The sequence below is a fragment of the Paracoccus sp. P2 genome (assembly GCF_046335115.1).
In the GTDB taxonomy this organism is placed as follows: Bacteria; Pseudomonadota; Alphaproteobacteria; order Rhodobacterales; family Rhodobacteraceae; genus Paracoccus; species Paracoccus pantotrophus.
Genome location: NZ_JBGOSN010000080.1, coordinates 1 through 10,322, shown reverse-complemented (window position 1 = coordinate 10,322; position 10,322 = coordinate 1). Strand labels below are relative to the sequence as shown.

At 68.0% G+C, this 10,322-nt stretch carries 13 protein-coding genes and 2 pseudogenes; 4 read left to right on the top strand and 11 right to left on the bottom strand.

Annotated elements, in window-relative coordinates:
- Nucleotides 1-90 (top strand): annotated as a pseudogene (locus tag ACDP63_RS23435) (IS5/IS1182 family transposase); the annotation flags it as partial.
- 89 nt (nt 91-179) lie between these two features.
- On the opposite strand, the gene ACDP63_RS23430 reads toward ACDP63_RS23435, so the two are convergent.
- The 5 genes and pseudogenes from ACDP63_RS23430 to ACDP63_RS23410 all read right to left on the bottom strand — a co-directional run bounded on the left by ACDP63_RS23430 (nt 180) and on the right by ACDP63_RS23410 (nt 3,848).
- The gene (locus tag ACDP63_RS23430) at nt 180-614 is read right to left on the bottom strand and encodes a class I SAM-dependent methyltransferase (RefSeq protein ID WP_074991490.1); all 435 of its coding nucleotides are present in this window, start codon (nt 612-614) and stop codon (nt 180-182) included.
- 12 nt (nt 615-626) lie between these two features.
- Nucleotides 627-1,459, bottom strand: a pseudogene (aac(3), locus tag ACDP63_RS23425) (aminoglycoside 3-N-acetyltransferase).
- Between the two features lie 4 nt (nt 1,460-1,463).
- On the bottom strand, nt 1,464-1,871 hold the full coding sequence (locus ACDP63_RS23420) for a cupin domain-containing protein (protein WP_409928731.1): 408 nt from the start codon (nt 1,869-1,871) through the stop codon (nt 1,464-1,466).
- Nucleotides 1,872-1,973: 102 nt separating this feature from the next.
- Complete coding sequence (locus ACDP63_RS23415) at nt 1,974-2,615, bottom strand: glutamine cyclotransferase (RefSeq protein WP_353430050.1); 642 nt, start codon at nt 2,613-2,615, stop codon at nt 1,974-1,976.
- Between the two features lie 9 nt (nt 2,616-2,624).
- A complete protein-coding gene (locus ACDP63_RS23410) occupies nt 2,625-3,848 on the bottom strand; it encodes a helix-turn-helix domain-containing protein (RefSeq protein WP_243784370.1) in 1,224 nt (407 codons plus the stop codon).
- A gap of 64 nt (nt 3,849-3,912) precedes the next feature.
- Between ACDP63_RS23410 and ACDP63_RS23405 the strand changes: the two genes are divergently transcribed.
- The 3 genes from ACDP63_RS23405 (at nt 3,913) to ACDP63_RS23395 (ending at nt 5,933) form a co-directional block, all read left to right on the top strand.
- A complete protein-coding gene (locus tag ACDP63_RS23405; RefSeq protein WP_353430048.1) occupies nt 3,913-4,152 on the top strand; it encodes a hypothetical protein in 240 nt (79 codons plus the stop codon).
- Complete coding sequence (locus ACDP63_RS23400) at nt 4,149-4,835, top strand: DUF899 domain-containing protein (protein WP_409928730.1); 687 nt, start codon at nt 4,149-4,151, stop codon at nt 4,833-4,835. The genes ACDP63_RS23405 and ACDP63_RS23400 overlap by 4 nt, the downstream gene beginning before the upstream one ends.
- A gap of 306 nt (nt 4,836-5,141) precedes the next feature.
- The gene (locus tag ACDP63_RS23395) at nt 5,142-5,933 is read left to right on the top strand and encodes a phytanoyl-CoA dioxygenase family protein (protein WP_409928729.1); all 792 of its coding nucleotides are present in this window, start codon (nt 5,142-5,144) and stop codon (nt 5,931-5,933) included.
- Nucleotides 5,934-6,030: 97 nt separating this feature from the next.
- Here ACDP63_RS23395 and ACDP63_RS23390 read toward each other — a convergent pair whose 3' ends face one another.
- The 6 genes from ACDP63_RS23390 to ACDP63_RS23365 all read right to left on the bottom strand — a co-directional run bounded on the left by ACDP63_RS23390 (nt 6,031) and on the right by ACDP63_RS23365 (nt 9,881).
- Nucleotides 6,031-7,407 (bottom strand): DegQ family serine endoprotease, encoded by a 1,377-nt coding sequence (locus ACDP63_RS23390; RefSeq protein WP_409928728.1) that lies wholly within the window; start codon nt 7,405-7,407, stop codon nt 6,031-6,033.
- 98 nt (nt 7,408-7,505) lie between these two features.
- Nucleotides 7,506-7,871, bottom strand: a complete 366-nt coding sequence (locus tag ACDP63_RS23385; protein ID WP_011749415.1) for an SPW repeat protein — start codon at nt 7,869-7,871, stop codon at nt 7,506-7,508.
- A 99-nt stretch (nt 7,872-7,970) separates the two neighbouring features.
- Complete coding sequence (locus tag ACDP63_RS23380; RefSeq protein ID WP_011749414.1) at nt 7,971-8,474, bottom strand: Hsp20/alpha crystallin family protein; 504 nt, start codon at nt 8,472-8,474, stop codon at nt 7,971-7,973.
- A gap of 83 nt (nt 8,475-8,557) precedes the next feature.
- The gene (locus ACDP63_RS23375) at nt 8,558-9,034 is read right to left on the bottom strand and encodes an Hsp20 family protein (RefSeq protein ID WP_409928727.1); all 477 of its coding nucleotides are present in this window, start codon (nt 9,032-9,034) and stop codon (nt 8,558-8,560) included.
- A gap of 292 nt (nt 9,035-9,326) precedes the next feature.
- Complete coding sequence (locus ACDP63_RS23370; RefSeq protein ID WP_230377944.1) at nt 9,327-9,620, bottom strand: hypothetical protein; 294 nt, start codon at nt 9,618-9,620, stop codon at nt 9,327-9,329.
- Between the two features lie 54 nt (nt 9,621-9,674).
- Nucleotides 9,675-9,881: a cold-shock protein gene (locus ACDP63_RS23365; protein WP_011749411.1), complete on the bottom strand. Its 207-nt coding sequence runs from the start codon at nt 9,879-9,881 to the stop codon at nt 9,675-9,677.
- Between the last annotated feature and the right edge of the window lie 441 nt (nt 9,882-10,322).

Genomic DNA, 10,322 nt, shown 5'->3' with positions numbered 1-10,322 from the left:
TGGCGACGTGTGGCGACCCGATACGACAGATGCCCAAAGGTCTTCCTCTCCGCCATCGCACTCGCGGCGCTCGTCATTTATTGGCTATGAGTCCTGAGCCTAGGGCGCCGGTTTAATCCAACAGCGGTCAAACGGCAATTCCCACGCTCAATCGGGGATCCGCCCAAGCCTCGGACAAATCATCGCCCGATCAGCTTTATCTCCCTGAGCGGATGCCCCGTGTCGATGAACAGCCGTCCCGTCGGTTTCAATGCGGCCCGCAATCGTTCAAGGGCGCGTTGCTCGATATCCGGGTGGCGCCCGTCCAATGCCCCGACACGTATCGCAAAGGCGATGTCGAAAGGCTCTTCATTGGGCGGCAGCTCGAAATCCTCGATCGCCGCTTGCAGGAACCGCAGGCGGCCGGTGGCGATTTCGGCCCGCGATCCTGCCACCGCGCTTTCGATCGCCTTGGCCGAGCGATCGATGGCCAGGACGAAGCCGTTCCCGACACGGCGGGAAACCTCGCGGGCGGCCACCCCCGGGCCGCAGCCGATCTCCAGCACCCGCTGGCCCGGCGCCAGCGGCAGGGCGTCGACGAAAGACGCGATCCGGTTCGATATCCGCGGGGCCATGCCGGTCGATCCTCAGGTTTGGTCTTCCCCAGATTCAGGCACCGATCCGAACTGCCGCTCCAGCCATCCGACGCCGAAGGCGACGATATCCTGCGCGTCGAACAGATGGCAGTGCGCGGCGCCGACCATGCCCTCGCGGTGCCGGCCCGTCGCGACATAGGCGCGGGCGATGGTCTCGACCGCATCCGGCCGGCCCTCGACCGCGAAGCAATCGAGGATGCCGTTCGAGTCGAAATCCGTGGCCGCCTCCCAGACCGTCCGGCCATCCGGGCCCAGCACCGGCATCTCGTAGCTGACGCGGCGCTTGCCGGGGATGTCGGCGACGGCCTCGACATAATGCAGGACGGTCACGGCATCGAGCGGCGCACCCAGCAGCAGGGTCTTGCCGCCAAGGCGCCCGAAGCGTTCCAGCGGCGAGCCTTCGCCCAGGGCCTGCCCCAGCCTATGCGGTTCGACCAGGGTCCCAGCCAGCGGGCCGACCGCGACCATCGAGGCATCCGGGTGGGCGCTGCGCCGGGCATCAGGCAGGTCCGCCAGGAATTGGTTCAGCAGGCCGAAGCCGCGATATGTGCCGGCGGTCCGGGGATCGAAGGCGGGCCAGTCGCGGCGCAGGGCCTCGTCCATCCGGGCGCCGTTCAGGGTTTCCTCATAGGGCGAGCGGTCCCAGGAGGCATATCCCATCACCGTGCCGCCCGGCCCCACGGCATCCAGCAGCGCCTGGACGACCCCGGCCGCTCACCCTCGACCGGGCCGAGCGCCTTCAGCGAGGCGTGGACCATCACCAGATCGCCCGGCCGCAGGCCAAGCCGCCGGAGATCCGCCGTGATCGTGGCCTTGCCGCGCATGACCCTAGGGATTGTCCCTGAACCAGTCGGCGATGGCGGGCATGTCGCGCTCGAACCCGCCGGGGATGAAGACGTTGAGAAGGCCGACACGCTCTGCGGTGCGGTTCCTGAAGTCATGGGCCACGCCGGCGGGGATGCGCAGGAACGTCCCTTGCGGCGCGTCCAGCCAGTCCGCCCCGGCCAGGAAGCTGACCGTGCCGGCGATGACGTAGAAGATCTCGTCATTGCCCTCATGCGCATGCGCGCCCGGCCCGTCGGCGCCGGGCTCCAGCCACCATTCCGAGACGCTGTAGCGCGCAGCCGTTTCACCCTCGTCGGCCTTGAACACCGCCGTCATCCGGCCGAGGGCGTAGCGCCGTCCCTCGCCCGGCGGCAGATGCAGGACGCCCTTGCCGGTGTGATCGTCGCTCATCGCTGCCTCCCGGTGGCTGATGGACCCCCAACAGCATAGCCTGCCGAGGCCCCGCTGTCAGGTTCCGAGCAAGGGCCGGTTTGCACAGCAACGCCCGAGGCTCTACGTCGCGCCCTGATCCGCCTTGCGCAGAACCACCCTCAGCGTGCCGCTGCTGCCGCCGCCGCAGAAGAACCGCGCGCCGCCGTCGGATTCCAGCCCCGAGACCCCGGTGCCCGGCGGCATCTCCAGCCGCTCCAGCACCGCGCCAGAGGCGGGGTCGATGCGGCGGATGTCGCTTTCCTCGCCCTGCCAGGTGCCGTGCCAGAGCGCGCCGTCGGCCCAGGTGACGCCGGTGACGAAGCGGTCGGTTGTGATGCTGCGCAGCACCTTGCCGGTCTCGGGATCGACCTGGTGGATGCGGCGCCCGCGATGCTGGCCGACCCAGAGCGAACCCTCGGCCCAGGCCAGCCCGGAATTGCCGCCCTCGGGCGCAGGAATGGTCGCCAGAACCTCGCCGCTCTCCGGGTCGATCTTGCGGATGACCGGCCCGGCGATCTGGAACAGATGCCGGCCGTCGAAGGCCGTGCCGGCATCGGCGGGGATCTCCAGCGCGCCCAGCAGCTCGCCGCTGTCGGGGTCCAGCGCGTTCAGGTGTTCACCGCTGGCGAACCAGACCTGCCTTCCGTCGAAACTGACGCCATGCACCTCCTCGATTCCCGGAAAGGGGCCGTATTCGCGGATGATTTCGGCCATGCGTTTCATGCATCCACCCTAGCGCATCGGCAGCGCGGCCGGGAGTAACAAGCTTGTCGGGAAACCCGGCACGCTCCGCGCGATCCAGCGCCGGGCGCGGCCGTGGCCGAACCACTCCACCCTGCCCGCCCGCCGCAGTTCCGCCAGCGCGCGCTGCACGCTGCGCGGGCTGACATCCAGCGCCAGCGCCAGCGCCGAACTCGACCAGGCCTCGCCATCGGCCAGCAGGGCCAGCAGGCCCGCGTGATCGTCCTCGACCGGCGGGGCCAGCACGGCGATCCTGCGCCTGCGGCAAGGCTCCAGCACGAAGCCCCGGCCGGTCGCCCTGATCCCGGCCAGCGGGGCGAGCTGCCCACGCAGCCGCCCGATCTCGACCCGCAATCTTGCCCGATGCGACTCGTCGGCATGGCGGGCGCGAAAGGCACGCGCGAGCAGGGTTTCGCGCGGCACGTCGCCGGGCCAGGCCTCGGCCAGAGCGCGCAGCAGCGCCATCAGCACCGGCCGCCCGGCCAGCGGTACCGCCGTCGCCCCGCCGCGCAGCAGGTTGCGGCAGGCATCCACCAGCAGCATGTCCGCGCCGAGCAGCGCCTCGACCCCGGCCAGGTCCAGCAGCGCCTCGCGCCCGCTTTCGATCAGCAGCGCGGCCGGGGCGTCGAAGGCCGCGCGCGCCTGGGCGACCTCGGCGGCCAGCGCGGCGATGCCCGTCTCCTGCGCGGCGCGGGCGGCCCGGTCCAGCGCGGCCCGCGCATCCCCGGCCCGGATACGCCGTATGGCGATGCCCGCGGCGACCAGCCAGCAGCCGGAACGCGACGCCGGGGGCAGCGCGGCGGTATCCAGCGTCCCCAGCACCGCCTCGGCCTGATCAAGACGCCCGGTCAGCAGCAGCAGCCGGGCCTGCAGCGCGGCGGCATGGGCGGCGTTCGCCCGGTCGTCCTGCGCCGCAAGCGCGCTCCGCACCGCGCCAAGCGCCTGGTCCAGGCCGCCTAGGTCGCGCGTCACCAGCGCGATTTCCGCCGCGGCCAGCCGGCAGCGGGCGCGGGCCAGGGGATCGGCTCTGAGTCCCCGCGCGGCGCGGCGCAGCAGGTTCCGCGCCCGGTCCAGATCGCCAAGCTGCGCCATGGCGATGCCGCGCAGCGCCAACGCCGGCGGGTCGTCGCGCAGGGCGACCCGCTTCAGCGCCGTCAGCGCATCCCCCGCCGCCAGCGCCTGCGCCGCCGCAATCCCGTCATGCTTGTTACTCACGCCCGGATGCCGCCCCGTCCTAGACTGCTTCATGTCCCGCAAAGCATCGGACGGGAGACCCGCAATGACAACGCCCACGGAAAAGCCCGGCGTGGCCGGCTGGCTGGCCCTTGCGGCAGCGCCCTGCTTCGCCGTCATGGCCGGGATCACGGCGGCCTCGCCCGCGCTTTGCCTGTCCGACCCCGGCCCGCTGCCGCTGGACGGCATGACCGCGATGTATCTGCTGATGAGCCTGTTCCACCTGCCGCCCTGGCTGCGGCTGGTGTCGGGCCGCCATCCCATCCCGAAAGGAGACCGACCATGACCCAAGCCATCGTTTCCCGCGAGGAATGGCTGGACGCCCGCAAGGCGCTGCTGGCCCGCGAACGCGACATGACCCACCAGCTCGACGCGCTGCGCGCCGAGCGGCGGCGGATGCCATGGGTCCGCATCGACAAGCCCTATCGCTTCGACGGGCCCGACGGCGAGGTGACGCTGGCCGACCTGTTCGGGACCCGAAGCCAGCTTGCCGTCTATCACTTCATGCTGACGCCGGGATCGGAGCATCTCTGCTCGGGCTGTTCCTTCGTCGCCGATCATGTCGATGCCGCCCGGCAGCATTTCGAGCAGGCGGACCTGGCCTTCGCCGCCGTCTCGCGCGCGCCGGTCCCGCAGATCGAGGAGGTCCTCCGGCGGATGGGCTGGCGCTTTCCCTGGCTGTCTTCGGGAGACGGCGATTTCAACTACGATTTCGGCGTCTCGTTCACGGAAGAGGACCGCGCCGCCGGCCGGGCGATCTACAATTACGGCACGGTGATCAGGAACAGCCCGGACATGTTCGGGGTCAGCATCTTCGTGCGGCAGGACGGCGCCCTCTTCCACAGCTATTCCACCTATCACCGCGGCGTGGAACTGCTGATGGGCGCGTTCAACTGGCTGGACCTCACCCCCAAGGGCCGCAACGAGAACGGCGCCATGAGCTGGCTCAGGCTGCATGACGAATACTGAGCCGGGCGCAGAGGATCAGGGCGGGCGCTGAGCATCCGGCGCTCTGGACGATATCAGGGCATCTGTCCGGACGAGGGGCCGGGCGCGGCTGGCCGGGCAAGAATGCCCCTCGATAACCGCGAGCAAGGGGAACAGGTCGCAAGCGGCCAGGGAACATGGCTTGCAGCCCCCGGCTGCCCGCCTTAAATTCCGACCATGATGTTCATGTCTACATTCTTCCCGCTGATCTGACCGGCCCTGCCGCCGGCGCTTTCGCGCCATCAGATCGACACGGCGCCCGCGATTGGGGCGCCAAGCGGAGAATGCATGATGACCAATCCCGAACCCACCGGCCTGACCGAGTGTCAGGTCCAGGGCTTCATCGAGGACGGCTTCGTCAGGATCGACGGCGCCTTCCCCACCGACCTCGCCCGGCAATGCCGGGACGAGTTGTGGGCAGCTGCGGGCCTCTCGCCCGACCGGCCCGAGGGCTGGACGCGACCCGTCATCCGGATCGCAGCGATGTCCACGCCCGCCTTCGTCCAGGCCGCCAACACCCCGCTGCTGCACCGGGCCTATGACCGGCTTGCCGGGCCGGGGCGCTGGCTTGCGCCGCAGGGCCTCGGCAGCTTCCCGATCCGCTTCCCCTCGCCCATCGCCCCCGGCGACGATGGCTGGCATGTGGACATGAGCTTCGGCGACGGCCCCGACTTCATGGAATGGCGGGTCAATGTCAAAAGCAGTGGCCGCGCGTTGCTGATGCTGTTCCTGTTCTCGGATGTCGGGCCCGGCGATGCACCGACCCGGATCAGGCGGGGCTCGCATATGGCCATTGCCCGCGAGTTGCTGCCCCATGGGGCGGCAGGCGCGACGCTACGGCAATTGTCGGCGAACGGCTATGCCTCGACCGAGACCTGCCCCGAGGTGCTGGCGACCGGCGCGGCGGGCACGGTCTATCTGTGCCATCCGTTCCTGGTCCATGCCGCACAGCCGCACCGGGGGACAAGACCCCGCTTCATGGCCCAGCCGCCCTTGCTGCCCAAGGGCGAGTTCGACCCGGCCTTGCCGCCCTCGCCCGTCCAGATCGCCATCCGCAGGGCCTGCGGGCTGGCATTCTGAAACCGGCAGGGTCCGGGGCTGCGTCAGATGAGCGACGCCCAGGCATCGGTGACAACACCCTGCGTCTTCCTGGCCCTCTCCATGCCGCCGCCGTCGTTCACCTTGCGACGATGAAAAGACGGCTGCCGTCGCGGATCAGTTCCAGCGCCGCGACGGCTCGGCGGCCGGCAAGCATGCCACGCAAATCCGCGACCGAGGAAACCGGCGTCCGGTTGACGGCGACGATCATGTCGCCGCGGCGCAGGCCGATCCAGGCCGCAAGGCTGTCCGGCTCGACGCTGTCGACCATGATCCCGGCACCCCCCGCCCGGCGCGCCTCCTCCGCCGAGGCGTTGCGCAGCCGGGCGCCATCCAGCGGCGTGCCGGCGAAATCACCGGAGGAGGTCGCATCGGCGGTGATGGTCAGGTCGACCTCCCGCGCATCCCCCTCGCGCCTGACCGTCAGGCGGATGGTGCTGCCGACGGGCGTCAGGCCCAGCCGGTTTCGCAGATGCGTGGCGCCCTGCACCGGGGCGCCGTCGACAGCGGTCACCACGTCCCCCGCCTTCAGCCCCGCCTTCTCGGCGGGAGAGCCGGGCTCGACATTCGCGATCACCGCGCCGTGGATGCCGCCCAGCTCCAGCGCCTCGGCCAGGTCGGGCGTCAGATCGTGCATGCCGATGCCCAGCCTGCCGCGCCGCACCTCGCCGTGCTCGATCAGCTGCCGCATCACCGCGACGGCCATGTTGCTGGGCACCGCGAAGCCGATGCCGATATTGCCCCCTGCCGGGGTCAGGATGGCGGTGTTGATGCCGACCAGCCGGCCGTCCAGCGTCACCAGCGCGCCGCCCGAATTGCCCGGGTTGATCGAGGCGTCGGTCTGGATGAAATCCTCATAGCCCTCGCGGCTGATGCCGCTGCGCCCCAGCGCGCTGACGATGCCCGAGGTCACCGTCTGGCCCAGGCCGAAGGGGTTGCCGATCGCGGCGACGAAATCGCCGACCTGAAGGCGGTCGGAATCGCCGATCTCCAGCGCGACCAGATCCTCGGCCTCGATCCGCAGCAGGGCGATTTCCGTGGCCTGGTCGGCGCCGACGAGCTCGGCCCGGAACTGGCGCCCGTCCTTCAGGGTGACGCTGATCGCGCTGGCCTCGGCGACGACGTGATGGTTGGTCAGCACATAGCCGTTTTCGGCATCGACGATCACGCCGGAGCCGGCGCTCATCTGCCGCCGCATCGGCGGGTCGCGAAGATCGAAGAAGCGGCGGAAATAGGGATCGTTGTAAAGCGGGTTCGATACTACCGGGGTTTCCGAGACCACCGCGATATTGACCACCGCCGGGGTCACGCGCGACAGCATCGGGGCGATGGTGGGAATACCGCCCCCAGCCTCGGGCATGGGCTGCCCGACAGCCGCTTGGGGCGGCGCGACCAGCGCCAGGATCGTGCACAGCGTGATGACGGCCGCGCGCAGTCGGGGGATTTTCATCGACATCGGCAATCTCCGTTTGATCGGTGGTGATTTCCTTTCTCGCCCGAGACCAGACGGAGAACAAGAAAACGGCCCGGCGGGTTGCCGGGCCGTTCGGGACGTCACGCTGTCGAATAGGGCCGGTCGCCGCCCGACCACAGGCTGACGCCCGCCAGGATCGCGACGACCAGACCGGCGATCACATGCACCCACATCGCCGCCGCGAGGGTCGCGAAGCCCAGAACCCAGGGCGCGATCACCGCCCAGAGGCCAAGGGCGGCATTGGCCCATTCCTCAAGCCTGTGGAACGCGAAGAGCGCGGCCAGCGCGATCAGCGTCATCGCGGCCCCGACGAGCCAGGCGTTCCACGCCGCGGCGGTCTCGGCCGCGAAGCCGAGATACCAGGGCGACAGCAGAAGACCGAGACCGGCAACGACATTGGCGATGTCGAATGCCGTCCGGCGATCGAGAGACAGGGATTTCAGCATCGTTCACTCCTCCTTGTCGGTTGCTTGGTGATCCCGTCAATGGACCTTCCCCTGCGGGGGAAGGCTGGATGCGGCGGCGGTTGTCGCCGCCGCGATGGCTCAGCCCTTGATGGCGATGCGCTTGACCTGCGACTGCGCCTTTTCCGTCTTGGGCAGGGTCACGGTCAGCACGCCGTTCCTGAAATGCGCATCGACCTCGTCCTCGCGGATCTCGGCGCCCAGCGGGATACGGCGCTCGAAACGGCCGTAAAAGCGTTCCGAGAATTGCCGGTCCTTATCCTCGACCTCCGAGCGTTTCTCGCCCTTCAGCGTCAGCACGCCGTCATCCAGCAGGACTTCGATGTCCTTCTCGTCAAGGCCCGGCACCTCGGCCGTCACCCTGATCTCCTTCTCGTTGTCGGAGATCTCGACGCTCGGCCAGCCGCCGCCAAAGGCAGGGACCGTGCCGACCGCGGGCAGGCCGAAGCCGCGGAAGACGTCGTCGAACAGCCGGTTCACCTCGCGATGCAGCGACAGGAAGGGATCGCGGTCGCCGTCGCGGAAGGCGGTGGGAAGCTGGTTGCCGCCATTGCGGTTCCAGGGGATCAGATCTCGGACATTCATGGTTTTCCTCCTTCATGGCAACAGGTTGCCGGAGACGCCGGGCGCTGCCCGGCGGCCGGCGGGGATCGTGCGGTGACAGGGCCTCAGGCGGCCTGCTTGCCGGTCTCGACCTGCTGCGGCTGGGATTTGGGCAGGGTCTGGGCCGGCGCGATCTCGATCCGGCGCGGCTTCATCTCTTCGGGGATCTCGTGCCGCAGGTCGATCGTCAGCAGCCCGTTCAGCAGTTCGGCGCCGGTCACCTTCACATGATCGGCGAGCTGGAAGCGCCGGCGGAAGCTCCGCTCGGCAATGCCGCGATGCAGATACTCGCCCTTGTCCTCGCCAGCCTTGCGGCCGGTCACTGTCAGAACGGTCCGTTCCTGCGTGATGGCCAGCTCGTCGGGCGAGAAGCCCGCCACCGCCATGGTGATGCGATAGTCGTCCCCGCCGGTCTTGGCGATGTCATAGGGCGGCCAGTTGTCGATCGTCCCGACCCGGCTTGCCGCTTCCAGCGCGTTCAGCATCCGGTCGAAACCGATGCTCGACCGGTAGAGAGGGGAAAAGTCGAAAGTGGTTCTCATAGCCACATCCTCCGTTGAGCAACATGGATACAAGTCTTTCGCCGTGCGGTGCCGTTGCATCCGCCCCGGCATGCCGGACCCGTTCAAGGCTTCCGGCGATCCACGATTTAGGGCGAGGAAATGGCGGTTCAAGGGGGTGAAAGCACCGCGAGTGCGGCCTCTTTCGTGCGCCGGGAAAGCCCCTGTCTGGCTGATAAAAGGCACAGGAAAAGCGCGGGAGACTGTCCGCCGTCAAGCCGGCTAGCGCTGGCCTAAAAAAGATGAATATCCCCTGCATCCCGTCCAATCGGAATCATGGGAAATGGATCGAGACATCTTCGCGCAGCGTTTCGGCGGTAGGGAGAGTCGGCGTTACAGCGAAGAAAGCAGGTGCCCCCGCGCATCCGCTATTTCTTGCGTTTTTCGCAGGCACGCCGGTGGCGGCGTCTGCCGCCTCTTTCGCCAACCGTGCAGCCTTGAGGGATGCCGTCAGCTCGCTCCTCTTGCGGGCCTGTTCATCGACGATGAGCTTCGCCTCGGAAGTGGTGCGATCCATCGCCGTCAGGGGCGCAGGGTCGCGGAAAAGGTTTCTCGCCTTGGCCAACATACGGGTCTCCCGAAGGGGTTCAGCCCGGCCAGATGGCCAGGCTGTTCGACAGGATCAGGCGAGCGCCAGCCTGCTGGCCGATTCGCGACCATCGCGGCCCGACTCGATTTCGAAGGTCACGGCCTGACCATCCGCAACGCTGTTAAGCCCGGCCCGCTCGAGGGCCGAAATGTGCAGAAACACGTCCTTGCCGCCATGCTCGGGCGCGATGAAGCCGAAGCCCTTGGCGGCGTTGAACCATTTCACGGTGCCATTGGCCATCGTGATATCTCCTTGTGGATTTGTCGCTCGCGGAATGCAGCAACCCGGCCCGGTCAGTTCAAAAGCAGACTGAAGCCGAAAGGAGACAGGATGCAGAGAGAAGCAACGTAGCGCCCCCTGTATGCGCCTTCGCGCCGGATAAAGCAAAACATTCTTGCATCGCATTTGTCCGATGCCTCAATCAATGGAGCCAAACCTGGCTATTTTCCACTTGGCCAGACAAAAATTCCCGGAATCGCTCGAAAACCGATTGATCTGAGAATTTTCGACTGGAACCCGACCATGAGAATGGTGGGACATTATCTTCTGCCCCCATCTTCGGACGCACCTATAGCGTATACCGGCTTTGTTGCGCAAAAGGTGCTTTGGGTATAGTTCCCCTTTCCTTGGACAGACTTATCCTGCGGCCATTGTCGTGGGCGTGCCGAGAGCCGTGTAACG